This window comes from Mesorhizobium sp. C277A (genome assembly GCF_040324395.1).
Classification (GTDB): Bacteria; Pseudomonadota; Alphaproteobacteria; order Rhizobiales; family Rhizobiaceae; genus Mesorhizobium.
On sequence record NZ_JAMYVW010000002.1, the window covers coordinates 270330 to 292826 of the forward strand.

Annotated in this window: 25 protein-coding genes; 10 read left to right on the plus strand and 15 right to left on the minus strand. The window is 64.1% G+C overall.

Annotation, left to right across the window (positions count from 1 at the left end; translation table 11 throughout):
- Positions 1 to 22: 22 nt before the first annotated feature.
- Genes NKK52_RS01345 through NKK52_RS01365 form a run of 5 tightly spaced genes read right to left on the minus strand, consistent with a single transcriptional unit; the run spans position 23 to position 4743 of the window.
- Positions 23 to 1318: an NAD(P)/FAD-dependent oxidoreductase gene (locus NKK52_RS01345; RefSeq protein WP_023682692.1), complete on the minus strand. Its 1296-nt coding sequence runs from the start codon at positions 1316 to 1318 to the stop codon at positions 23 to 25.
- A complete protein-coding gene (locus NKK52_RS01350; RefSeq protein WP_023682691.1) occupies positions 1315 to 2298 on the minus strand; it encodes a branched-chain amino acid ABC transporter permease in 984 nt (327 codons plus the stop codon). Before NKK52_RS01350 ends, NKK52_RS01345 begins: the two co-directional genes overlap by 4 nt.
- Entirely contained in the window at positions 2295 to 3203 is a 909-nt protein-coding gene (locus NKK52_RS01355) for a branched-chain amino acid ABC transporter permease (RefSeq protein ID WP_023682690.1), read from the minus strand. The genes NKK52_RS01350 and NKK52_RS01355 overlap by 4 nt, the downstream gene beginning before the upstream one ends.
- Positions 3200 to 3946, minus strand: coding sequence for a branched-chain amino acid ABC transporter ATP-binding protein (locus NKK52_RS01360; RefSeq protein ID WP_023682689.1), 747 nt, complete (start codon positions 3944 to 3946; stop codon positions 3200 to 3202). Before NKK52_RS01360 ends, NKK52_RS01355 begins: the two co-directional genes overlap by 4 nt.
- Positions 3943 to 4743, minus strand: coding sequence for an ABC transporter ATP-binding protein (locus NKK52_RS01365; protein WP_023682688.1), 801 nt, complete (start codon positions 4741 to 4743; stop codon positions 3943 to 3945). The genes NKK52_RS01360 and NKK52_RS01365 overlap by 4 nt, the downstream gene beginning before the upstream one ends.
- Positions 4744 to 4867: 124 nt before the next feature.
- Here NKK52_RS01365 and NKK52_RS01370 point away from each other — a divergent pair, with 124 nt between their 5' ends.
- Genes NKK52_RS01370 through NKK52_RS01395 form a run of 6 tightly spaced genes read left to right on the plus strand, consistent with a single transcriptional unit; the run spans position 4868 to position 9207 of the window.
- Positions 4868 to 5590 (plus strand): GntR family transcriptional regulator, encoded by a 723-nt coding sequence (locus NKK52_RS01370; RefSeq protein WP_023682687.1) that lies wholly within the window; start codon positions 4868 to 4870, stop codon positions 5588 to 5590.
- Position 5591: 1 nt separating this feature from the next.
- The gene (locus tag NKK52_RS01375; protein WP_023667857.1) at positions 5592 to 6080 is read left to right on the plus strand and encodes a DUF3830 family protein; all 489 of its coding nucleotides are present in this window, start codon (positions 5592 to 5594) and stop codon (positions 6078 to 6080) included.
- Positions 6081 to 6434, plus strand: coding sequence for a TIGR04076 family protein (locus NKK52_RS01380; RefSeq protein ID WP_023682686.1), 354 nt, complete (start codon positions 6081 to 6083; stop codon positions 6432 to 6434).
- Positions 6431 to 7486 carry an aldo/keto reductase gene (locus NKK52_RS01385; protein ID WP_023682685.1) on the plus strand — a complete coding sequence of 352 codons (1056 nt, stop codon included), beginning with the start codon at positions 6431 to 6433 and terminating at the stop codon, positions 7484 to 7486. The genes NKK52_RS01380 and NKK52_RS01385 overlap by 4 nt, the downstream gene beginning before the upstream one ends.
- Positions 7483 to 7911, plus strand: coding sequence for a hypothetical protein (locus NKK52_RS01390; RefSeq protein ID WP_023667860.1), 429 nt, complete (start codon positions 7483 to 7485; stop codon positions 7909 to 7911). Before NKK52_RS01385 ends, NKK52_RS01390 begins: the two co-directional genes overlap by 4 nt.
- Positions 7912 to 7947: 36 nt before the next feature.
- Complete coding sequence (locus NKK52_RS01395; protein ID WP_023667861.1) at positions 7948 to 9207, plus strand: ABC transporter substrate-binding protein; 1260 nt, start codon at positions 7948 to 7950, stop codon at positions 9205 to 9207.
- Between the two features lie 81 nt (positions 9208 to 9288).
- Here NKK52_RS01395 and NKK52_RS01400 read toward each other — a convergent pair whose 3' ends face one another.
- From NKK52_RS01400 to NKK52_RS01425, 6 genes are read right to left on the minus strand one after another with little or no spacing between them, the layout of a single operon-like run.
- Positions 9289 to 10311: a LacI family DNA-binding transcriptional regulator gene (locus NKK52_RS01400; RefSeq protein ID WP_023682684.1), complete on the minus strand. Its 1023-nt coding sequence runs from the start codon at positions 10309 to 10311 to the stop codon at positions 9289 to 9291.
- Positions 10305 to 11096: a transporter substrate-binding domain-containing protein gene (locus NKK52_RS01405; protein ID WP_023682683.1), complete on the minus strand. Its 792-nt coding sequence runs from the start codon at positions 11094 to 11096 to the stop codon at positions 10305 to 10307. The genes NKK52_RS01400 and NKK52_RS01405 overlap by 7 nt, the downstream gene beginning before the upstream one ends.
- Before the next feature lie 11 nt (positions 11097 to 11107).
- Positions 11108 to 12034 carry an isoaspartyl peptidase/L-asparaginase gene (locus NKK52_RS01410; protein WP_023667864.1) on the minus strand — a complete coding sequence of 309 codons (927 nt, stop codon included), beginning with the start codon at positions 12032 to 12034 and terminating at the stop codon, positions 11108 to 11110.
- Between the two features lie 2 nt (positions 12035 to 12036).
- Positions 12037 to 12771 carry an amino acid ABC transporter ATP-binding protein gene (locus NKK52_RS01415; RefSeq protein WP_023682682.1) on the minus strand — a complete coding sequence of 245 codons (735 nt, stop codon included), beginning with the start codon at positions 12769 to 12771 and terminating at the stop codon, positions 12037 to 12039.
- Between the two features lies 1 nt (position 12772).
- Positions 12773 to 13444, minus strand: coding sequence for an amino acid ABC transporter permease (locus tag NKK52_RS01420; protein WP_023682681.1), 672 nt, complete (start codon positions 13442 to 13444; stop codon positions 12773 to 12775).
- Positions 13444 to 14115 carry an amino acid ABC transporter permease gene (locus tag NKK52_RS01425; protein ID WP_023682680.1) on the minus strand — a complete coding sequence of 224 codons (672 nt, stop codon included), beginning with the start codon at positions 14113 to 14115 and terminating at the stop codon, positions 13444 to 13446. The genes NKK52_RS01420 and NKK52_RS01425 overlap by 1 nt, the downstream gene beginning before the upstream one ends.
- 178 nt (positions 14116 to 14293) lie before the next feature.
- Between NKK52_RS01425 and NKK52_RS01430 the strand changes: the two genes are divergently transcribed.
- Entirely contained in the window at positions 14294 to 14452 is a 159-nt protein-coding gene (locus NKK52_RS01430) for a hypothetical protein (RefSeq protein ID WP_196814892.1), read from the plus strand.
- Positions 14453 to 14462: 10 nt separating this feature from the next.
- Here the strand turns inward: NKK52_RS01430 and NKK52_RS01435 are convergent, their stop codons facing one another.
- From NKK52_RS01435 to NKK52_RS01450, 4 genes are all read right to left on the minus strand, one after another.
- Positions 14463 to 15572 (minus strand): alcohol dehydrogenase family protein, encoded by a 1110-nt coding sequence (locus NKK52_RS01435; RefSeq protein ID WP_023753982.1) that lies wholly within the window; start codon positions 15570 to 15572, stop codon positions 14463 to 14465.
- 9 nt (positions 15573 to 15581) lie between these two features.
- On the minus strand, positions 15582 to 16961 hold the full coding sequence (locus NKK52_RS01440; RefSeq protein ID WP_023682678.1) for an aspartate aminotransferase family protein: 1380 nt from the start codon (positions 16959 to 16961) through the stop codon (positions 15582 to 15584).
- A gap of 32 nt (positions 16962 to 16993) precedes the next feature.
- Positions 16994 to 18487, minus strand: coding sequence for an NAD-dependent succinate-semialdehyde dehydrogenase (locus NKK52_RS01445; RefSeq protein ID WP_023714889.1), 1494 nt, complete (start codon positions 18485 to 18487; stop codon positions 16994 to 16996).
- 130 nt (positions 18488 to 18617) lie between these two features.
- Positions 18618 to 19106: an Lrp/AsnC family transcriptional regulator gene (locus NKK52_RS01450; protein ID WP_023682677.1), complete on the minus strand. Its 489-nt coding sequence runs from the start codon at positions 19104 to 19106 to the stop codon at positions 18618 to 18620.
- Positions 19107 to 19188: 82 nt separating this feature from the next.
- On the opposite strand from NKK52_RS01450, the gene ehuR reads away from it, so the two are divergent.
- The 3 genes from ehuR to ehuB all read left to right on the plus strand — a co-directional run bounded on the left by ehuR (position 19189) and on the right by ehuB (position 22399).
- Positions 19189 to 20574, plus strand: coding sequence for a MocR-like ectoine utilization transcription factor EhuR (gene ehuR, locus NKK52_RS01455; protein ID WP_023682676.1), 1386 nt, complete (start codon positions 19189 to 19191; stop codon positions 20572 to 20574).
- A gap of 124 nt (positions 20575 to 20698) precedes the next feature.
- Positions 20699 to 21484, plus strand: a complete 786-nt coding sequence (ehuA, locus tag NKK52_RS01460; RefSeq protein ID WP_023682675.1) for an ectoine/hydroxyectoine ABC transporter ATP-binding protein EhuA — start codon at positions 20699 to 20701, stop codon at positions 21482 to 21484.
- 63 nt (positions 21485 to 21547) lie between these two features.
- Positions 21548 to 22399 carry an ectoine/hydroxyectoine ABC transporter substrate-binding protein EhuB gene (gene ehuB / locus NKK52_RS01465; protein WP_023682674.1) on the plus strand — a complete coding sequence of 284 codons (852 nt, stop codon included), beginning with the start codon at positions 21548 to 21550 and terminating at the stop codon, positions 22397 to 22399.
- Positions 22400 to 22497: the final 98 nt, after the last annotated feature.

Genomic DNA, 22497 nt, shown 5'->3' on the forward strand with positions numbered 1-22497 from the left:
GGGGATCACCTGGCTTGGCTGTCTAATCCAGCCGGTCGCGCAGGATGCTCCAGGGAAGCAGCATATTCGGTGCATAGCGCACGAGGCTGTGCAGCGGGATCGGCGCTGGCGGCGCGAAGGGGAGCGGCAGATATCGGGCGTCCGTTCCGCTCGCCCAGTCCGCCAGAACTTTGCCCATTGCCGTGGTCATGGCGATGCCGCGGCCGTTGCAGGCGAAGCCGGCGATCAGGCCCGGGCCGAGGTCGATGAGACGCGGCAGGAAATCCGGCACCACCGCCGCCACGCCTGTCCAGCTGTAGGCAAGCGGCGGCAGGTCAGGCAAATCGAGATGCCTGGCGAGCCGTCGCCAAATCGTTTGCGGCAAGCGCGTCTCGGCGCCGGCGCCGACGACATGCATGCCGCCGCTGATCAGCCGGTTCTGGCCATCGAAGCGGCAGGTAAAGAGATTGCGCCTGGTGTCGCCGACGCCCTGGCCGCCCGGCAGCAGGCGCGCGCGTATGGCGCGCGGCAGCGGCGCGGTGGCGATCTGGAAGATTTTCAGCGGGATATAGGTCCGCGCCAAGGTCGGGTTCAGCTCTCCACCATAGGCGTTGGTGGCGACCAAGACCTTGCCCGCTCGCACAGTGCCGGACGCCGTCTTCAAGGCCCAGCCATCCGGAGTGCGGTCGATGGAAGTGACACGCGTCTGCTCGAAGATGCGCGCTCCTGCCTTTTCCGCGGCATCTGCCAGGCCGCGTGCGTACTCGACCGGATTGAGGACACCGCCTGAGTTATCCATCCAACCGCCGGCGTAGCCGCCGATACCGGTGAGCGTCGTGACCGCCATGGCATCGAGCGCAACGGTCGGCCTGCCCCGCGCCGCCCATTGCTCGGCGCGCGATCGCGTCTTTTCCAGCGCGGCGGACGAATGCGCCGGCTGGATCCAACCATTCTGCACAGCGTCGCATTCGATGCCGTGCCTCTTGATCAGGCCGAAGACGAGATCAGCGCTGCCGGCGGCGAAGTCAACCAGGCGCCCGCCGCGCTCGGGTCCGAGTTCGGTGATGATGTCGTCTGGATCCCGCTTGGCGAAGTTCGGAACGACGAAGCCGGCATTCCGGCCGGTCGCACCCCAAGCGATGAATTCGGCTTCGAGGACCGCGACCGAAAGCCCTTTCTCAGAGGCATGCAATGCCGTCGACAGGCCGGAAAAGCCGCCGCCCACAATCGCGAGATCGACGTCGAGTCCGCCTTGCAGCGCGCCCCGGTCGCGGCGGTTGCGGCTGACGGCATGCCAGAGCGAAACGCCATACGCTTGCTGCCGGATCATGGCATTCATGATCCGGCCTCGTTCTCGTTGGCCGCCGCCTTTGTCTGTGTGCCGGGCTTCGGTCGGCGCGGCCGGTCGCCGAACAATCCGTTAGGCCGGATCAGCAGGATGACGCAGAGCATGACGCCGATGGCGATGATCTGCAGTGAGGCCGCGCGTGCTTGCTGCTCGGGCGCAAACAGCACGCTGGTCAGCGTGCCCGACCCCGCCCATATCGCCCAGACCAGGATGCTGCCGGCAACGGCGCCGGCATTGCTGCCCGAGCCGCCGACGATCAGCATCACCCAGACCTGGAAGGTCAGGATCGGCAGATAGTTATCGGGCGCGATGAAGCCGGTGAAATGCGCCTGCAAAGCGCCGGCCAGCGCCATGATAGCGCCGCCGACGGCGAAGGCCTGGACGCGGTAGAAGCGCGCGCTCTTGCCCAGCGAAATCGCCGCTCGCTCGTCCTCGCGCAGCGCCTTGAGCACGCGGCCCCAGGGGCTGCGCGACAGGTGCTCCAGAGCGAGATAGGCGATCAGCGTCACAGCCGAAACGACGGCGAGGTTCGACAGGTTGAACAGCAGCGGCGTTTCGGCAAGGCCGCCGAACGGGCGCGGGATGAAACCGATGCCGAACGGGCCGCCGGTTGTTTTCTGCGCGTTGAGCGCGACCAGCTGCACGACGACGGCGACGCCGAAGGTGGTGATCGCCAGGTAGTCGGATCGCAGACGCAGCGTGGCCATGCCGGTAAGTGCTGCGGCGATACCGCCGACGACCATGGCGCCCGCCCAGCCGACCAGGATCGGCAGACCGAAGCCGCCGAAGCGCGCGGCATCGTCCGGGGTCGTCAGCAGCGCCGATGTATAGGCGCCGATGGCGACGAATCCGGCAAGGCCGACATTGAAAAGGCCAGTCAGCCCCCACTGCAGATTGAGCCCCAGTGTGACCAGCGAAAAGATCAGTGCGGTGGTCAGGAAGAAGGCGCCGTAGCCGAGCAGGTCCATCAGCGTTCCCTCACACCAAACAGGCCGATCGGCCGAACGAACAGCACCGCCATCAGGATGATGAAGGAGATTGCGGCGCGCCATTCGGCGCCGATCAGCTGCACCGCACCGGCTTCGGCAAGGCCAATGATCAGGCCGCCGAGCACGGCGCCCGGTATGCTGCCGATGCCGCCCAGGATGGCGGCGGCGAACATCGGTAGCAGCATGTCGAAGCCCATGAACGGGCGGATCTGCACCAGAATGCCGATCATCACGCCGGCCACACAGGCCAGCGCCCCGCCGATGATCCAGGTGACGCGCACCACGGAGGCAACATCGATGCCGACGATGCGGGCCAGGGCCGCATTTTGGCTCAGCGCCTGCATGGAGCGGCCGGTCTGCGTGCGTGTCATCAACAGATGCACGCCGAGCACCAGCACTGCGGTCAGCAGCAGCAGCGCGATCTGATCGGGCGTGATGCGGATGCCGAAGCCGACCGGCATGGCGATCTGGATCGCCCGGCTGAAATAGGTCGGGCGTGAGCTGAAGGTGAATTCGAGCAGGCTGCGCAGCGCCATCGAGGCGCCGAAGCTCGCCATCACCACGATGATGGCTTGCCCCTGCGAGCGCAGCCGCGAAAACAGCACCTTGTCGAGCAACAGCGCCAGCAGGGCGGTGAAAGTCATGCCGACAACCAGCGCAACCAGCAGCGACCAGCCGAAGGACAGCGGTCCAATGGGCTCCACCTTGCCGAACATCGCGCCGATGGTGCTGACGACGGCGAGCGTCGCATAGGTGCCCCAGGCCATGAAGTCGCCATGGGAGAAGTTCGAGAAGCGCAGGATCGAATAGGTGAGCGTCACGCCAATGGCGCCGAGGCCGATCATCGAACCGGTCAGCAACCCATCGACGACAAATTGCAGGCTCATGCCGCGCCTCCCTTGCCGGCGTGAGGGCGTTGGCCGAGATAGAGTTCGGCGACGACAGGATCGTTCCACAATTCGGACGCCACACCCTCGTGCCGGTCCTTGCCTTCGACCAGCACATAGGCGCGGTCGCCGATGGCCAGCGCTGCCTTGGCGTTCTGTTCGACCAGCAGGATGGTGACGCCGGACCTGCGGATGCCGGCCAGCATCTCGAACACCATCGATACGAATTTCGGCGAGAGGCCGGCCGACGGCTCGTCGAGCACCAGCACCTTGGGATGGACGATCAGCGCACGTGCGACGGCAAGCATCTGCCGTTGTCCGCCCGACAGATTGCCGGCGGCGGTGCGGCGCTGGCGGACGAGGTCGGGGAAGGCCGCATACATTTCCTCGATGCGGGCAGGGATTTCGCGTCGCTCGAGGATGCCGCAGGCGACTTTCAGATTGTCCTCGACCGACATCAGCGGAAAGATGTTCTCCGTCTGCGGTACGAAGGCCAGGCCGAGCCGGACCATGGTGTGGGCCGGCGCGGCGGTTATGTCCTTGCCGTCCAGGAACACCGCGCCGCCGGTGATCGGGACAAGGCCGGCGATCGCCTTGATGAAGCTCGACTTGCCGGCGCCGTTGGGGCCGAGCACGACGACGATCTCGCCCTTGCCGACGGTGATCGAGGCGCCGCGCACAATCGGCACGCCGGGCTCATAGCCGGCCTCGAGATTGCGGACGTTGAGGACAGTTTCGCTCATGCCGCACCTCCGAGATAGGCCTCGATGACGCGCGGGTCGCGGGCGACCTCTTCCGCAGTGCCTTCGCTGAGCAACTGGCCGCTCGCCATGACCAGCACGCGGTGGCAGAGCCGCGTCACCATGTCGATATTGTGCTCGATCAGCAGAAAGGTGATGCCGCGCGCGTTGATGTCGCGGATGCGGTCGATGATGATCTCGAGCAGCGTTGCGTTGACGCCGGCCGCCGGCTCGTCGAGCAGGATGATCGCCGGATCGGCCATCATGACGCGGGCGAGTTCGAGCAGCTTGCGTTGGCCCCCGGAAAGCACGCGCGCCGGTTCGTGCGCCAGCCGAGCGAGCGAGACGAGCTCCAGCAGCTCGAGTGCCTTTGCCCTGGCTGCTCTTTCCTGTGCCGCCACTCGCCACGGCGTGACGAAGTTGGCGAGCAATTTTTCGCCGGCTTGGCCCTGCGCCGCCAGCATGATGTTTTCGATCAGCGTCAGATTGGGCAGGGGGCGCGGGATCTGGAAGGTGCGGCCAAGACCACGGCCGATACGCAGATGAGCGGCTTCGCCGGAGACGCGCGTGCCATTGAGCAGGATATCGCCGCTGGTTGGCAATATGCTGCCCGCCAACAGATCGAACATCGTCGTCTTGCCGGCGCCATTCGGCCCGATCAGGCCGAGGATTTCGCCCGCTTTGACATCAAACGAGACATCGTTGACGGCGACAAGGCCGCCAAAACGCCTGACGACGTTTCGTGCCGTCAGAACTGGCGCACGGGTCTCCTGCCGTTGGCGCTCCGCTGCATCGCTCATCAAACCCTCTGGCCGAAGACGATCGTTGTCGCCTCCTGATTTTTGATTTGTGATCACACTTGCCTTGATCACGCTATTCGGCTTTAATTTCATTCGCAAGCCGAAAATGGGGCAAATGCCGGTAATGCAGAAGGCTGCCATCGACAAGAACAACGGGACGATCGCAGCCCAGCTTACGCCGGTCGGCCGCGAGACGGTGCAGGATCGCGTCTATTCCGAGTTGCGCCGTGCTCTGATCGGTGGCCTTTTCGAGCCAAACCAGGTGCTGACTATCCGCGGTCTCGCCGATGCGCTGGTCACCTCGACCATGCCGGTACGCGAAGCGCTTGGACGGCTGATCACGGAAAAGGCGCTGGAGGCGCTGCCCAACCGCTCGGTGCGCGTGCCGCCGATCACGCTGGAGCGCATCGACGACCTCCTGCGCGCCCGCTCACTCATCGAAGGCGAAGCGATCGCGCTTGCCGCCACGCGTATGAGCCCGCGCCAGATCGCTTCGATCGAAGCCATGCTGGGCGAGTGGGACGAGATGCGGGCCCTGAAGCACAAGAAGGATATCGACCGCGAAGCGACGCTCAACCAGAGCTTCCATTTTGAGATCTACCGCTGCTGCGGCTCGGCTGTGCTGATCCCGATGATCGAAAGCCTCTGGCTTCAATCGGGACCCTGCATCCGCGTCGCCATCTATGCCTTCTCCGAGGCCGGCGAGGTCGATACCGCGCACTATCACCGCGGCATTGTCGCGGCACTTGCCAAACAGGATGCGCTAGCGGCGCGCGAGGCGCTGGTAGCCGACATCAGCCGCCCCTTCGCCTTCCTGCGCGACAAACTTCAATCGGCGAAGGACTGACATGCCCAAGCCCGCCATCGGCATCACAGAACCACGCTCGAAGCTTTCCGTGACGGCGCTGCTATTGCCCGAAAAGGCGCCGGAGAATGCCGCCTTCCTGCTGGCTTATCTGGCGCAGCCACGCATCATCCCAGGCATCCATGCGATGTGGACAGGACCGGAAATCTCGTGCCCGGTTCCGTCAGCCGATCTCCACGGCCAGGCCTATGCCCAGTCTTTGCCACCGGAGAATGCAACGCTGACGCCGCAGCCCGGCGATATCGTGCTGTCCTATGTGCCGCCACGCGTGTGGGGCGGCAATCCCAATGCCATCTTCGATATCGGCCTGTACTACGGGCAGGGGGCGCGGCTGCTGTTCCCGATCGGCTGGCTGGCCGGCAGCGTGGTCGCGCAAGTGCTTGCCGGAGAGCGCGATCAGTTTGCCGCCGCCTGCGGCGTCATCCGCCGCAACGGCGCCTGTGACATCACCTTCAGCCTGGTGGAGGCCTGAATGGCCGACGACAGTTTCGAACTCTTCGATCTGCGCGTCGAAGCGGTCATCCCCGAGGGCAAGCCGGTCTATTGCGGCGCCAGGGCCGGCGACTATTTCGAACTCAAGGGCGAAATGCTGTCGCTGCCGGCGGGGCAGGGTTTTTCGATTTACTCGATCTCCGCCGTGTTGCCGCTCCTGGCGGCAAAGCAGCGCCCGACGCATGCAAATGACTGGATGACCTCGGATGCCGAGATCGCCTGTCCCGATCCCAATTGCGCCAGCCGGCTGCGGATCGTCAGGCTGGCCAAGCGGCGGTTCAGCCATGCCCAAACCACGGCTGTGCCGCTGCCGAAGGAGACCGACAAAAGATGAGCGCCAGGACCGTCGAACTCAGCCCCGGCTATACGATCTCGCGCGTCATCCGCGGCGGCTGGCAGCTGGCCGGCGGCCATGGCGCTATCGACCGCAGGCAGGCCGTGACCGACCTCATCGCCACCTTCGATGCCGGCATCTGGACCTATGATTGCGCCGACATCTACACCGGCGTCGAGGAACTGATCGGCGCCGCGCGCCTGCGGCTGGCCGGCGAGCGCGGTCTCGATGTTGCGGCCAGGATGAAGGTGCACACCAAGCTGGTGCCGGACCTCGAACGACTGGCAAGCATCAGCCGCGACTACATCAGGGGCATCGTCAATCAGTCGCTTCGCAGGCTGAAGACGGAGCGGATCGATCTTGTGCAGTTTCACTGGTGGGATTATGACCAGCCTCGTTACGTCGAGGCGATGGGTTGGCTCGACGAGCTTCGGCTGGAAGGCAAGGTGCGCAATCTCGGCACCACCAATTTCGATACGCCGAGGCTAGCCGAAATCCTCTCCGCGGGCATCCCGCTGGTCAGCCAGCAACTGCAATATTCAGTGCTCGACCAGCGGCCGGCAAACAGCCTTGCGGACCTTGCCGCTAAGAACGGTGTCCGCTTCCTCTGCTACGGCTCGGTGGCGGGCGGCTTCCTCAGCGACAAATGGCTTGGCGTGGCCGAGCCCTCCACGCCGCTCGAAAACCGCTCGCTGGTCAAATACAAGCTGATCATCGACGACTTCGGCGGCTGGGAGCTGTTCCAGTCCCTGCTCAAGGCGCTGAAAGCGGTCGGCGATCGCCACGGCGTCGACATTGCCACCATCGCCTCGGCATGGGTGCTCGAGCAGCCGCAGGTCGCGGCCGTCATTGTGGGTGCGCGCAACCAGGCACATGCGCTGGCCAATACGAAAATCATGGACGTCGCGCTCGACGCCGACGATCGCGCGCGGATTGCTGCCGCCATCGCACAAGGCACCGGCCTCGCGGGCGATGTCTACGCGCTGGAGCGCGACCGTCATGGCCGCCACGGCTCGATCATGCATTACAACCTCAATGCGGGGAAGAAATGAGCGGAGAGCCTTCCCTTTTTTCGCGTGCCAGCGCTGAAATCATCGACCTGCATCGCTTCTTCGTCGACTGGTTTGTCGCCGCGCGAGCCGACGCTGTGGAGTTCGGCCGCTTCGAGGCTGTCATGGGCGAAGGCCTCACCATGGTGGCGCCGAATGGCCAGATCCTCGATCGCGACGCGGTCGTAGATCATGTCCGGACAAGCCGCGCCACTTGCGACGACGGTTTTGCCATATCGATCGAGGACATCAGGCCGGGTTGGCAGGACGCGGACACGATCGTCATCTTCTACATCGAGGCGCAACTGCGCGCCGGCAAACACAGTCGCCGGCAGTCCAGTGCGGTCTTCACCACCAGTTCATCGGCACCAAACGGCGTCGAATGGCGGCATCTGCATGAGACCTGGCTGCAGGCGCCGGAAGGCTGAACAGGCAAAAGTTCAAACAAGAAAAGGGGAACGGCAATGAAGAAGACGATACTTCAAATCACCACAGCACTGGCTCTCGTGACGATGGCCGGCGCCGCACACGCAGCGGACTGCAAGATCACCGTCGGCCTGGTCATGGAGCTCACCGGTCCGGCCGGCGAATACGGCCAGGCCGGCGCGAAGTCCGTCGAAATGGCCTTCCGCGACATCAATGAAGCCGGTGGCGTACGCGGCTGCGATCTCGCAACCGACACGCGCGACAGCCAGAGCCAGGGCAATATCGCGGTCGATGCCGCGACCCAGCTGGTACAGGTCAAGAAGGTGCCGGTGATCATCGGCGGCATCATCTCCTCGGTGTCGATCCCGATTTTGACCTCGGTCACCGGGCCGGCCAAGATCGTGCAGGTGTCGCCGGCTTCGTCCTCGCCGACGCTGACCGCCCTTGGCCGCGACGGCAAGACCAACGGCATCTTCTTCCGCACCATCACGTCGGATGCGCTGCAAGGCGTGGCCGCCGCCAAATACGCCATCGACAAGGGCTTCAAGAAACTGTCGATCATCCATGTCAACAACGACTTCGGCGTCAACATGGTGGCCGAATTCTCGCGTGCCTACAAAGCGCTCGGCGGCACCATCGTCTCCGACACGCCCTATAATGAAAAGCAGTCGAGCTATGCTTCGGAAGTGACGGCGGCGATGGGAGGCGAGCCGGACGGACTCTACCTCGTCAGCACGCCGGTCGACGGCGCAACGGTCGCCCGCACCTGGATATCGCAGGGCGGCGTGCAGAAATTCCTGCTCAATGACGGCATGAACAGCCCGGACTTCATCGAATCCGTCGGCGCCGATTATCTGAAGGATGCCTATGGTACCTCTTCCGGCACCAGCCCGACGGCATCCACCGACTATTTCCTGAAAAACTACAAGGAGTTTTCGGGCATCGAACCGTCGAACCCGGCAGCCGACCGTTCCTATGATGCCGGCGCCATTGTCGGTCTCGCCATTGCCATTGCCGGCTCCGAGGATCCAGCCAAGATCAAGGATGCCATGTACAAGGCGGTCGATCCTGCCGGCACACCGATCTATGCCGGCAAGGACGAGTTCGCCAAGGCGCTCGGCCTGATCAAGGACGGCAGGCCGATCCGCTATGAAGGCGTCATCGGTCCGGTCAGCTTCGACAAATATGGCGACATCACCGGTCCGTTCCGGCTGTGGAAGATCGTCGACGGCAAGGTGACGACCGACGGTGAAATGACAACCGACGACGTCAACGCGCTGCAGGCGAAATTGCAGTAGGCGCCGGTACATTGTCCGGCGCGATCTCCGTTCGAGCTCTGGGAGATCGACGCCGGACAAGCAGTCCAACATCGGCGCTAGTTACGCGGTCAAGCGCGAAATCAGCCGGGTCAATATAACGACAGGCGGCTGGCCGGGCATGAAGACCTGCGGATTGGAGAGGGCGCCGACGATATGACCCACATAGTCTGATTTGTCGTAGCCGATTGACGATATCGGGTAGGCGTCGAAATTGGTCAGGGACACATTGTCGAAGCCATAGAGGCGGAAGCGGCTGGGCCGGTTGTCGGGGAAATCCGCCCGGCAGACATCCAGAACACCCATGGCCATCGCGTCGGACGTACAAAAGACCGCCTCGGGACAGCCGCGTCCCGTCAGGCCGGCGGCTGCCGCATAGCCCGACTCGTAGGAATAGTCTCCCTGGACCGTCTGCAGCAGTTCAATTCCATGATGCCGGAACGCTTCGAGGTAGTGGCCGATGCGCAGCTGTTCGACCCGCGAGGACGAACGGCCGGTCAGCAGGCTGGCCGTGCGCGCGCGCTTGGCCGCCGCATCCGCCACGGCCTCGGCGATGCCGACGCCTTCATCGGGAATGACGGTGGGTGACAGATCGTCATGCAGTCCGTTCAGCATGATGACCAGGTCCGAGCGAAACATGCGCCGCACCGTCGCTGCATCGGCAAAGTCGGAGAACACCACGGCGGCATCGACATGATAGGCAACGCCGTTGCGCAGAAAATCCTCGACCCCTTCCGCCGAGCCGATGCGGATGAGGATGACCTGCTTGCCGATCGACTGGATTGCGTCGAGCAGACGGTCGAACAGGTCGAGATCTGAAAGGTCGTGAATGTGGTTGACCACGACGGCAACCAGATTGACGGTCTTGGTGGTCAGGCTTTGCGCCAGGAGATTGGGTTTGTAGCCGAGCTGCGCGGCGGCCTGCACGACACGTTCGCGTTTGTCCGCCGAGACCGGTCGCGGTCCGCTCGACAGCGCACGGCTCGCCGCGGCACGCGACACGCCTGCCAGCCGCGCGACATCGGCGATCGTTGCGACGGCGCCTCGAGTGTGCGCCGATCGGTTGCCGGTAGTGGGTGTCACCACAGCGGGTTGAGCGCCGGCGGGTTGGAGCCCGGCCCCCACCACTTCTTGTAGGTCGCCTCGTAGGTGCCCGACTGGATGAAGTCGGACACGAACATGTCGAGCCAGCGGACGAATTCGGGATCGCCCTTGGCGACCGCGATGCCGATCGGATCGTTGGAATAGAGGCCAGGCAGCGTCACCAGGCTCGGTGTCTTGGTTGCGAGGTAATCGAGCAGTGAGGAATCCTCGATCGCCGCATCGACGCGCTTCTGTTGCAGCTGCAGAACCCCGTCGGGCGCGAACTGGTCGACATAAACGAGCTCTGCGTCCGGCACGGCTGCCTTGAGGAAGGTTTCGCCCGTGGTGCCGCGGCCGACGACAACCTTCTTGCCGGCGAGCCCCTTGAGGTCGGTTATCCCGGCATCCTTCTGGACGATGACGCGCAGCCCGGCCCGGTTGTAGGGGATGGTGAAGTTGACGGTCTTGGCCCGCTCGAGCGTTGCCGAGGTGTTTGCGACCGCGACATCGATCTGTCCCGACACCAGCATGGAAATACGCGCATCGCCCGAGACGTCGACGAACTCGACCGGCACGCCGAGCTTTTGCGCCAGCAGCGTCGCGACATCGACATCGTAGCCGACAGGGTTGTTTTGTGCATCCCGAAAGCCGATCGGCTCGCCGCCGAGCGATACGCCGATGCGAATGGTGCCGCGTGAGCGGATGTCGTCAATCATGCCGGCAAGGGCTGGAAATGCCGAACCGGCCACGATGGCCAGCGCGGCGAAGGCACGCACTACGGTTTTCATGGTTCCTCTCCTTATTTTCTAGTGACGCGTTTTGCTGCCCGCAATTCGGGTGCGGGCATGGAATCCTTCCAGAGCCAGTAGCGGACCTCGCCCTCGCATCTGAAATTCACCACCTCGTGGTTCTGCTCGGCGTCGACGGCGTGGATGACCACTCCGGCCAGGAAGCCGGTGTCGAGTTCAGCCAGTTCCTCGACCGCCAGCGCGACCGCATCCGACAGGGATCGGCCAAGCTTCATGGCCAGCACGACGGTCCGTGCGGTGGCGCAGCGCATCGTCATCTCGCCGGTATGGGTGCACGCCGCCGCGCCATAGCGGCTGTCGGCGTAAAAGCCTGCGCCGGGAATGGGAGAATCGCCGAGCCGGCCCGGATATTTCCACGCCCAGCCCGAGGTCGAACTCGCGGCATGGACGCCGCGCCGCGCATCCGCCGACAGGAAGACGGTGGTGTCGCGGACCCGCTCGGGATCGGTGATAGTACGGCTGAGCGGCGCCAGATCGATATCGGGGAATTTCGCCAGCTGTTGCGGTGTGAGTTCCTGTTGCAGCCGCTCCCACCAGACGCGCTTGCTGTCCTCGAACAAGACTTCGTCTTCGGCAAAACCGATTTCGCTGGCAAAGCGCCGCGCCCCTTCGCCGGTCAGCATCACATGCGGCAGGCGCTTCATCACCTGCTGGGCCAGGGCAGCGACCGCCAAGGTCCTTGGCACAGCGCCGACTGAACCGACCTCTCTTGTATTGCCATCCATGACGCCGGCGTCGAACTCCATCTCGCCCAGCATGTTCGGCCAGCCGCCATAGCCGACGCTGCGAACCTTGACCTCTTTCTCCACCATGCCGATGCCGGCAACCATCGCGTCCAGGCTGACGGCGCCATCGCGCAGCATTTGCACCGAGGTCTCGAATCCCGGCCATGCTTCGTTGTTGGCTAACAGCAGCATTCCTAGTCCTTGCGCATCCTGGAGAGAAACTGCGCAACCCGCGGCTGCGCCCGGCCGCCGTCCGCGGCGAAGAAACGATCCGTCGGCAGATCGACCACCAGCCTGCCCTTGTCGAGGAAGACGATGCGGTTGGAAATCTCGCGCGCGAATTCGATCTCGTGGGTGACGAACAGCATGGTCGTGCCTTGCGCGGCGAGATTAGCCAGGATGGCCAGCACCTCGGCCGTCATTTCCGGGTCGAGCGCACTGGTCACTTCATCGAGCAGCAGATAGCGCGGCTGCATGGCGAGCGCCCGGCAGATGCCGACACGCTGGCGCTGCCCGCCCGACAACTGCGCCGGGTAGGCGTTGGCCCGATCGGCAAGGCCGACGGACTCGAGCAGCTTGCGCGCCAGCGCCTCGGCCTCAGGGCGCGGCATCTTCAGCACCTCGATCGGGGCGAGCGTAATGTTCTGAAGCGCGCTCATATGCGGATAGAGGTTGAACAGCTGGAAAACGGTGCCTGAGCGCTTGCGCGCCTCGGCCAGCTCCTTCGGCTTGCTGACATCGAAATCGTCGACCGTGATGCGGCCCGACTTCAGCTTTTCGAGGCCGTTGATGCAACGGATCAATGTCGACTTGCCGGACCCTGACGACCCGAGGATCGAGACCACTTCGCCGGGCGCGATCGTCAGGTCGACGCCGTCCAGCACAGTGACCTCGCCGAACGCTTTGTGCACGTTTTCGATCTTGAGCATGTTAAAGCCCCCGCCAGGCGCTGTGCGCCCGCAGGCGGTTTTCAAGACGCTCGCCAAGCAGGGCGACCAGCTTTGCCGCGCCATAGTAGAGCAGTCCGACGACGGTCCAGACCACGAACGGCTTCAAGGTCCGCATGTTGAGGATGTGGCCGATCTTGGTCAGGTCGACGACGCCGATGACAGAAATCAGCGACGTCACCTGAAGCTGGTTGACCAGCAGCGCGACGAGCGGGCCGACCGCGAAGGCGGCAGCCTGGGGCGAAACGATATGGCGCAGGACCTGCCACCGGGTCAGGCCGAAGACACGCGCGGCCTCGACCTGCTCGCGTTCGATCGACTCGACCGCCGAGACCGCGATGACATAGACGAATGCCGCGGTGTTCGCCGACAGAGTGATGGTCGCTGCGGTGACCGGCGTCACCCTTATATGCAGCAGCGCCGGCAGGCCGAAGAACACCAGGAACAGCTGCACCAGCACCGGCGAGTTCTTCAACAGCTCCGACAGGAAGGTGACGATCTGGGCCAGAACCGGCACACGGTAGAACCGCACCAGCGCCCAGCTCAGGCCAATCAGCAGTCCGATCAGCGACGTGATGAGAAACAGCGCGACGTTGGTGCCGAGACCTTGCGCCAGCAGGATCAGGTCGTAGGAGGTGAAGTCGCTGAACCGCATCAGTCGACCGCCTCCATCATGTCCCGATTGAGATGGCGGTGGAGCAGGGTGACGCCCAGCGAGACCAGATAGGTCAGGGCCGCATAGGCACAGAGCAGCACCATATAGACCTCGAAGGGCCGATAGGTCTGCGAGACCACGATCTGGGCTGAGCCGGTGAGCTCGTTGAGCGTGATGGTCGAGAGGATCGAGGACGTAAGGATCATGTTGATGAGCACGGATCCGAGCGGTCGCACGGAGGTGCGCAGCGCAATCGGCAGCACGATGCGGGTGAAGATCTTGCGCCTGGACAGGCCGCTCACTTCAGCGGCGTCGATGATGCCCTGGTCGATGGCGAGGATGCCGGCGCGAATGATGTCGGAGGCATAGGCGCCGCCGGCAATCGAAAGCGCCACGACGCCGGTGGTGAAGGCATCGATGTAAATGCCGAGCTCGGGCAGGCCGTAATAGAAGAAGAACAGCTGGACGATGAACGGCACATTGCGGAAGAGATCGACATAGACGAAGGCGATCCGTCGAAGCAGTGCCGAGGCGGAGGTGCGTGCGATCGCCACCAACGCGCCCATGAAGACGCTTCCTACCAGCGACAGCGCGCAAGCCGCGGCCGTGAGTTCGGCGCCGCGCGCCAGAAAACCCAGATGCGGGAGCAGAGTGGACAGATCGAAATGCACCGGCGGTCCCCAGTGAAACCGGTTTCACTCTTTTGGCTTTCGCCTCGTCTGTCAAGATGCAGGGTCTGGTTGCCGGCCTGTGGATTGCATTCGTTGCGATGATTCCGGTTCGCCTCATGCGCGCTATGTCTCAAGCGCCGACAATTCGCCGCCGGCTTTCAACTCGACGACGCCGCCTATGCCAGCCGCGCGTCGCTGCGATGGCGGCTGGGGCGGCGCCCTCGGTTTTGCCGATCCCGGCGCCGGTGTCGGATTCGGCTACGTCACCAACCGCATGCTGGGTTTCGACGACTCCACGCCGCAAGGTGTTGATGATGCCGTTTACGACGAGCTCTGACGTAGGGGCGTTATGTGCGGATATTCGGGTTCCACATGGCGTCCGGCACGATCACCAGCTTGCCGACGAAGTCCTTGGCAATAAAGTCTGCCTGCGCCTTGTGAAAATCGGAGAGCCTGTAGACGCCGCCGACCAGCGGCCGGATTTTCTTCGCTTCGATGTATCCAATGATGCGGCGGAAGTCGGCGCGCGTGCCCTGGCTCGATCCGTGCAGTTGCAGCTGCTTGAGATACATGGTCCTGAGATCGAGCTGCACGACCGGGCCGGCGATGGCGCCGGCGGTGGTGTACCGGCCTTCAGGTCGCAGGATGCGCAGCAGGTCGTTGAAGATCGCGCCGCCGACGAGATCGGCGACCACATCGATCGGCTGGTCGCCAGTGGCTTCATTCACGGCGGCGGGAAGATCGGCAACCCCACGGGTAATGACCGCTTCGGCGCCGATGTCGCGCACCGCCTGCTCCTTGCCCTTGCCGACGACCGCATAGGGAATGGCGCCGCGCGCCCGCGCCAGCTGCACGATGCCGGAACCGACGCCGCCCGAGGCGCCGGTGACCAGCACGCGTTCGCCGGCTTTCAGCCCGGCGCGCTCCAGCATCTGTTCGCCGGTGAGGTAGGCGCAGCAGAAGGTGGCGAGTTCGACGTCGCTCATGTCAGTATCGACGAAATGCGCATTCTCGCCCGGCACCGTCTGGTACTCGGCGTACCCGCCGTCGCGACCGTGGCCCATATAGTCAATGTCGGCGAGGGAATCGTCGTCGCGGTTGTAGATCGAAAAATCGACCATTACCCGTTCGCCGATACGGCCCGGGGAAACGCCTTCGCCGACGGCAGCGATGGTGCCGACCGTGTCGGTGCCCTGGATGCGCGGGAAGGTAAGCGTGTTGCCTTGCCGCCGCCACGTCGACACGGCGGCAGCGTCCTCCTCCGTGCCATAGGCGCCCTGGCGTACCCAGACATCGGTGTTGTTCATACCGCAAGCGCTGACCTTAACCAGCACCTCGCCGGCGGCAGGCACAGGCACTTTCACATCGCTGCGATAGACGAGCTTTTCCGGTCCGCCATGCCCGGTGAGCAGCACGGCGGCCATGGTGGCGGGGAGGGTCTTGGTCATGGCATTCATGGGTCGATCTCAGAGATTGGAAAACACGCTGTTGACGGCATCGGCGGTTTTCGAAACGACGATGTCGGCTTCCTCACGCGTCAGGCAGAGCGGCGGCGCGAAGCCTAGTATGTCGCCCTGCGGCATGGCGCGGCCGATGACGCCGCTGGCGGCAAGTGCTGTCGCCACTTGCGGCCCGATCTTGAGCGAGGCGTCGAAGAACACCCGGTCGTCCTTGTCGGCGACAAATTCGACCGCCGCCAGCATGCCATCGCCGCGCACGTCGCCGACGTGTCTGTGCCCGCCGACAGCCTTGGTCAGTTCGGCGCGGAAATAAGCGCCGGTCTCACCGGCGTTCGTCACCAGGTCCAGTTCGTCGATCAGTTCGAGATTGGCGACACCTGCGGCGACGCAGATCGGATGCGCGGCATAGGTCCAGCCATGGCCGAGCGAACCGAGCTTGTCGGAGCCCTGCACCAGCACCTGCCACATCTTGTCGGCAACGATGACGCCCGACAGCGGCGCGTAGGCCGAGGTCAGCCCCTTGGCGATGGTGATGAGGTCTGGCTTGATGCCGTAATGGTCGGAGCCGAACATGGTGCCCAGACGGCCGAAGCCCGTCACCACCTCGTCGGCGACCAGCAGCACGTCATACTTCTTCAGCACCGCCTGGATCTTCTCCCAGTAGCCGGCCGGCGGCGGCACGATGCCGCCAGTACCGAGGATCGGCTCGCCGATGAAGGCGGCGACGGTTTCGGGACCTTCGGCCAGGATCATCTCTTCCAGTCTGTCGGCGCAATGCTGCGAGAACTGCTCCTCGCTCATCGAGCGGTCGGCGCGGCGGAAATAGTAGGGCGCTTCGGTGTGCAGGACCGGCGCGCGCGGCAGGTCGAAGGCGTTATGGAACAGGTCGAGCCCGGTCAGTGATCCCGTCATCACGCCCGAACCGTGATAGCCGCGCCAGCGCGAGATGATCTTCTTCTTCTCCGGCCGCCCAAGCACGTTGTTGTAGTACCAGATCAGCTTGATGTTGGTCTCGTTGGCATCCGAACCCGAGAGGCCGAAATAGACCCTCGACATGCCCTTCGGCGCGCGGTCGATGATCATCTTGGCCAGCGTGATCGAGGCCTCGGTCCCGTGGCCGACATAGGCGTGGTAGTAGGCGAGGTTCTTCGCCTGGGTGGCGATCGCGTCGGCGATCTTCTGGCGGCCATAGCCGACATTGACGCAATAGAGACCGGCAAAGGCATCGATGCTCTTCCTGCCATTGTTGTCCCAGACGGTGACGCCTTCGCCGCCGGCCATGATGCGGGTCGGCGATTCACCCCGCGCATGCGTGCCCATATGGGTCGAAGGATGGAAGAAGTGGTCGCGATCCCAGGCATTGAGTTCGTTGGATTGGTCGAGCATTTTTTGACTCCTTGAGAGATGGCCGGACGGACTTATGCGACGTCCAGGCAGAGGTACTTCAGATCGGCGAAAGCTTCGAGCCCATGGCGCGAGCCTTCGCGGCCGATGCCGGATTGCTTGACGCCGCCGAAGGGGATCGGCGCTCCGGTGATCTTGACGCGGTTGATGGCGACCATGCCGTAGTCGAGCGCGCGGCCCATACGTTGCTGGCGGGCGCCATTCTCGGTAACGACATAGGCGACGAGGCCATATTCTGTGGCGTTGGCACGGGCGATCACCTCGTCCTCACTGTCGAACGGCGTGACTGCGGCGACCGGCCCAAAGGTTTCCTCGCGCATGATCAGCGCTTCGTCGCTGACATCGGCCAGCAACGTCGGCTGGTAGAACAGCGGCCCGGCCTGATGCCGCTTGCCGCCGGTGAGGCAGCGCGCGCCATGGGCGACGGCATCGGCGACCTGTTCCTCGACCTTGGTCACGGCGCGCTCATGCATCAGCGGTCCGATATCGATCTTTTCGACAAGCCCATTGCCGGTCCGCAGCGCCTCGATGCGCTCGGCAAAGGCGGCGCAGAAGCGATCGTAGATCGGGCGCTGGACATAGATGCGGTTGGCGGCAAGGCAGTCCTGGCCTGACGTTGCAAACTTGGCATCGATGGCAATGCTCACTGCGTTGTCGACATCGGCGTCGGCAAAGACGATCAGCGGCGCATGGCCGCCAAGCTCCATCACCAGCCGCTTCATCGTCGGAGCACACTGTGCGGCGATCAACCGGCCGATCTCCGTCGAGCCGGTAAAACTCATGGCGCGGACGCGCGGGTCTTCGCACATGCGCCCGACGATCGTCGCTGCCTTGCCGGTGATGACGTTGAAGACACCGGCGGGCAGGCCGGCGCGCTCGCCGAGTTCAGCCAGCGCCAGCGCCGACAGCGGCGTCTCCGAGGATGGGTGTGCGACGATGGTGCAGCCGGCGGCGAGTGCGGCGGCCGCCTTGCGGGTCAGCATCGCCGCCGGAAAATTCCAGGGCGTGACGACGCCGACAACGCCGAGCGGCTCGCGCCTCACCATCATCTCGGCATTCGGCAGATGGCTGGTGACGCTCTCGGCGTTAGGGCGCTTTGCCTCTTCGGCATACCATTCGACGAAGGAGGCGGCGTAGTCGATTTCGCCGAGCGATTCCTGCAGCGGCTTGCCCTGTTCCAGTGTCATCAGCAGGGCCAGATCATCCTTGGCTGCAATGATCAGCTCGAACCATTTTCGCAGAATTTTGGACCGCTCCTGCGGCAGCAACGAACGCCAAGCCGGAAAGGCACGTGCGGCGGCGTCGATTGCTTTGGTCGTCTGCCCGGCATCGAGCGCCGCGACAAATGCGACAGTGGTGCCGGTCGCCGGATCGGTAACCTCGAAACTCTTCGCCGCTCCGCTTGCCGTCCAGTGACCGTCGACATAGGCGAGCTCGCGCAGCAGCCGGCGGTCGGCGAGGCGGTCGAGCGCTTCGTGGCGATGCGAGCGGGCGAAATTCGCGGACATGGTCGAGGCCTCCCGGTTCGGACTGATGCGGGAAGACTATCGGCCAGAAGCAGACAGAGAGGCTGTTTGCATGGCTTGAAGGAGAGAGAGTCTCTCTATTGTGCCGTCCCGACAGACATTCTCTCCGGGCTTATGCCGACGCCGGCAGCAGGTCGGCTATCGGCAGCACGATTTCGTCCTTCACCGTCTTGGTGACGATGTAGGTGAAGTAGCGGTCGATGCCGATCTCGCGCTCCAGCAGGTCGTCGACCAGCCGCTGATAGGCGTCGATGTCGCGCGTCATCACCTTCAAGACATAGTCGACGCCGCCGCCCACCGACCAGCAGGCGACGATTTCGGGCATGTCGCGGATGACGCGTTCGAAGCGGTCGAAATCGGCCTGGCGATGGCTGGCCAGCGTCACCTCCATCAACACGGTGGCGACCGGCGCCACCACGCGCATGGCGATCCTGGCGTGGTAGCCCGAGACGATGCCTGCCTTCTCCAGCTTGCGCAGCCGCATCCAGCACGGCGTCGGCGACAGCCCGACCTGTTCGGCCAGCGCCAGCTTGGTGATGCGCCCGTCGCGCTGGATGGCGTCGAGTATCCTGAGGTCGACCGCGTCGAGTTTCGATGTCATCGGCGTCCGCTTTTTGTCGGCATCACCATGACGGCGCATTATTTCGATTGTCAATTGCACTGATTTCGATCTCTATTAAGTCATGACATCATGGCAACCCGACCCTGCGCTCATCCGCCGGCCAGCCTATCAAACGCTGGCCGACCAGTTCGCCCGCGCCATTCATGACGGGCGGCTGGCCAACGGCGCGCGGCTTCCAACGCATCGAAGGCTGGCAGACGATTTAAAACTGTCGGTGCAGACGGTCAGCCGCGCCTACGAAGAACTGATCCGGCGCGGCCTGATTTCGGGCGAGATCGGCCGTGGCAGCTTTGTCCAGACGCAGCGCCGCGACCCGGAGCCGCCCTATCTGCCGGAGCGCCTCGGCGAGGTCATCGATCTGTCAATCCTGAAGCCGGTCTGCGAGCCGATGCATTTGGAGCGGCTGAAGCAGGCGCTGGGCTGGCTGGCCGAAAACCTGCCATCCAGTTCGGCGTTGTCGTTCCGGCCCAACATGGTGTTCCCGCGTCACCGCGCGGTGGCTGTCGAATGGCTGAAACTGTGTGGGCTCGACACCTCCGCACAGAATATCAGCCTGACCAATGGCGCGACCGCCGGGATGACCGTGGCGCTGATGAGCGTTGCGCCGCCGGGATCGACTGTCGCCACCGAGGCCATCGGCCACCACACGCTGGTGCCGCTGGCGCGCTATCTCGGCTTCAACCTGGAAGGCCTGCCGATCGACGGCAATGGCCTGATCCCGGAGGCGTTGGACGAGGTCTGCCGGCTCACCGACATTCGCGCGGTATTCGTGCAACCGTCGGTGATCAACCCGACGGCGACGCTGATGGACGCTCGGCGGCGCGAAGAGATCGCCGCGGTCGCGCGCAAGCACGACATCGCCATCATCGAGAACGATGTGCTGGGTCCGCTGATCGAGGACCGGCCGCCGCCGGTCGCCGCCTTTGCGCCGGAGCGCACGCTCTACGTCACTTCCTTCACCAAGATCACCGTACCTGGCCTGCGCATCGGCTATCTCGCGGCGCCCGACCGCTATGTCGCCGCCGTTGCCAACCGGCATCTGGTGTCGAACTGGATGGCGACGCCGCTGGTGGCCGAGATCGCCACCAAATGGGTGACCGACGGCACGGCGATGGAACTCGTTCGCTGGCAGCGCGCGGCATTGCGCCGCCGCCAGGACATCGCAGCCGAGGTGCTGGGCGGGGTTGGTTATCGCGCCAGGCGCGACGGGCTGCATGTCTGGTTGCAACTGCCCGCGGACCGTGCCGAGGAAAGCTTCGTCGCCCAGGCCCGCCTGCAAGGCGTGGCGATCGCGCCCGGCACCTCCTTCCGCATCTCGGATGCGCCCTGGCATCCGGCGGTGCGCATCTCGCTCGGCTCGACCACCGAGGGGGAACTGCGCGCCGGCCTCGGCGTTGTCACCAAGTTGCTGCTTGGCGATCCGGAGCATCTGCTGCTCGCAATCTAAGCGGGAATTGCTCTGGAATCATGCAGTGCCGGAAATATTGTCATGATTTTATTTTCCCAATTGACATGATTTGGCGCGTTCCGCATCGTTAAGGGCACAGGCTTCTCCAGCAGGGGAAATTCATTTGTCCTCACCCATCATCAAGGTCGACGCCATTTCGAAGAGCTTCGGCTCGTTCAAGGTACTGGACGGCCTGTCGATGCAGGTCATGCCCGGCGAGAAGCTGGCGCTGATCGGCCCGTCCGGCTCGGGCAAGACGACGATCCTGCGAATCCTGATGACGCTGGAGAAGATCGACGGCGGCCATATCCAGATCGATGGCGAGCAGCTCTATCACATGGAGCGCAACGGCCAGCTGCTGCCCGCCGACGAGCGGCACCTGACCAAGATGCGGCAGAAGATCGGCATGGTCTTCCAGCTGTTCAATCTGTTTCCGCACAAATGCGTCATGGATAACGTCACGCTGGCGCCGATGCTGACCAAGGGCACGCCTCGCGCCGCCGCTGAAAAGCGGGCCATGGAACTGCTCGACATGGTCGGCATGGCCGACAAGGCGAAGTCGATGCCGGCGCAGCTGTCCGGCGGCCAGAAGCAGCGCGTGGCGATTGCCCGTGCGCTGGCATTGTCGCCGAAGATCATGCTGTTCGACGAGGTGACGTCGGCCCTCGATCCGGAGCTGGTCGAGGAGGTGATGAATGTCATGCGCAAGCTCGCCGCAGAGACCGACATGACCATGCTGCTGGTCACCCACGAGATGGGCTTTGCCCACGACTTCGCCGACCGCGTGCTGTTCTTCGACCGCGGCAAGATCGTCGAAGAGGGCAAACCAGACGAGATTTTCCGCCATCCAAAGCAGGAGCGCACGCAAGGCTTCCTGAAGAAGATCATCGCAGCCGGACATCGTGTCTGACCGCTTTGCGGGGCGGAAGACCGCCCCAGACAAAACCAAGAAGACAACAAGGAGTTGGGAACAATGAAGAAACTTGGCATTCTGGCCGGCGTCGCCGGTCTCGCACTGACGGCGGTGCTCGCCGCGTCGAGCACCGGTTCGGCCGATGACAGCAAGCTCGAGCAATTGAAGGCGCAGGGCTTTGCCCGCGTCGCGATCGCCAACGAGCCGCCCTATACGGCGGTCGCCGCCGACGGCAAAGTTTCGGGTGCGGCGCCCGACGTGGCGCGCGAGGTCTTCAAGCGTCTCGGTGTTGCCGACATCGTCGCTTCGATCTCCGAATATGGCGCGATGATCCCCGGCCTGCAGGCCGGCCGCTTCGACGTCGTCACCGCCGGCCTGTTCATGAAGCCGGAGCGTTGCGCGGCGGTCGTCTATTCCGAGCCGGTGCTGTGCGACGCCGAGGCGATGCTGGTGAAGAAGGGCAATCCGAAGGGCTTCAAGAGCTACGAGGACGTCGCCAAGGACACGTCAGCCACCATCGGCGCGCCCGGTGGCGGCACCGAGGAGAAGCTGGCGCTCAACGCCGGCGTGCCGCGCGAGCGCGTCATCGTCGTGCCGGACGGCCAGAGCGGCCTGAAGATGCTGCAGGACGGCCGCATCGACGCCTATTCGCTGCCCGTCCTGTCGATCAACGACCTCGTCAAGAAAGCCAACGATCCGAACCTCGAAGTCATCGCCCCGGTGGTCGGCGCGCCGGTCTATTGCGACGGCGCCGCCTTCAAGAAAGGCGATGAGGCCCTGCGCGACGCCTTCGATGTCGAGCTCGCCAAGCTGAAGAAATCCGGCGAGTTCGCCAAGATCATCGAGCCCTACGGCTTCTCGGCCGCAGCCGCGATGTCGACCACGCGGGACAAGCTCTGCGCGGCGAAATAGCGCCGTTTTGCCTTCTCCCTGTTCACGGGGAGAAGGTGGCCCGAAGGGCCGGATGAGGGGCGGCGCCAGGTTCTGAGAATTTAGCGCTGCCCCTCATC

Bases quoted from the DNA above. Each gene is read 5' to 3' on its own strand.
- NKK52_RS01345 (WP_023682692.1), bottom strand. From the start codon at position 1,318: ATGAATGCCATGATCCGGCAGCAAGCGTATGGCGTTTCGCTCTGGCAT.
- ehuR (WP_023682676.1), top strand. From the start codon at position 19,189: ATGACATCATGGCAACCCGACCCTGCGCTCATCCGCCGGCCAGCCTAT.
- NKK52_RS01430 (WP_196814892.1), top strand. From the start codon at position 14,294: ATGCCAGCCGCGCGTCGCTGCGATGGCGGCTGGGGCGGCGCCCTCGGT.
- NKK52_RS01375 (WP_023667857.1), top strand. From the start codon at position 5,592: ATGCCCAAGCCCGCCATCGGCATCACAGAACCACGCTCGAAGCTTTCC.
- NKK52_RS01415 (WP_023682682.1), bottom strand. From the start codon at position 12,771: ATGCTCAAGATCGAAAACGTGCACAAAGCGTTCGGCGAGGTCACTGTG.
- NKK52_RS01365 (WP_023682688.1), bottom strand. From the start codon at position 4,743: ATGAGCGATGCAGCGGAGCGCCAACGGCAGGAGACCCGTGCGCCAGTT.
- NKK52_RS01390 (WP_023667860.1), top strand. From the start codon at position 7,483: ATGAGCGGAGAGCCTTCCCTTTTTTCGCGTGCCAGCGCTGAAATCATC.
- NKK52_RS01445 (WP_023714889.1), bottom strand. From the start codon at position 18,487: ATGTCCGCGAATTTCGCCCGCTCGCATCGCCACGAAGCGCTCGACCGC.
- NKK52_RS01380 (WP_023682686.1), top strand. From the start codon at position 6,081: ATGGCCGACGACAGTTTCGAACTCTTCGATCTGCGCGTCGAAGCGGTC.
- NKK52_RS01420 (WP_023682681.1), bottom strand. From the start codon at position 13,444: ATGCGGTTCAGCGACTTCACCTCCTACGACCTGATCCTGCTGGCGCAA.
- NKK52_RS01395 (WP_023667861.1), top strand. From the start codon at position 7,948: ATGAAGAAGACGATACTTCAAATCACCACAGCACTGGCTCTCGTGACG.
- NKK52_RS01385 (WP_023682685.1), top strand. From the start codon at position 6,431: ATGAGCGCCAGGACCGTCGAACTCAGCCCCGGCTATACGATCTCGCGC.
- NKK52_RS01440 (WP_023682678.1), bottom strand. From the start codon at position 16,961: ATGCTCGACCAATCCAACGAACTCAATGCCTGGGATCGCGACCACTTC.
- NKK52_RS01370 (WP_023682687.1), top strand. From the start codon at position 4,868: ATGCAGAAGGCTGCCATCGACAAGAACAACGGGACGATCGCAGCCCAG.
- NKK52_RS01450 (WP_023682677.1), bottom strand. From the start codon at position 19,106: ATGACATCGAAACTCGACGCGGTCGACCTCAGGATACTCGACGCCATC.
- NKK52_RS01405 (WP_023682683.1), bottom strand. From the start codon at position 11,096: ATGAAAACCGTAGTGCGTGCCTTCGCCGCGCTGGCCATCGTGGCCGGT.
- ehuB (WP_023682674.1), top strand. From the start codon at position 21,548: ATGAAGAAACTTGGCATTCTGGCCGGCGTCGCCGGTCTCGCACTGACG.
- NKK52_RS01360 (WP_023682689.1), bottom strand. From the start codon at position 3,946: ATGAGCGAAACTGTCCTCAACGTCCGCAATCTCGAGGCCGGCTATGAG.
- NKK52_RS01435 (WP_023753982.1), bottom strand. From the start codon at position 15,572: ATGAATGCCATGACCAAGACCCTCCCCGCCACCATGGCCGCCGTGCTG.
- NKK52_RS01355 (WP_023682690.1), bottom strand. From the start codon at position 3,203: ATGAGCCTGCAATTTGTCGTCGATGGGTTGCTGACCGGTTCGATGATC.
- NKK52_RS01410 (WP_023667864.1), bottom strand. From the start codon at position 12,034: ATGCTGCTGTTAGCCAACAACGAAGCATGGCCGGGATTCGAGACCTCG.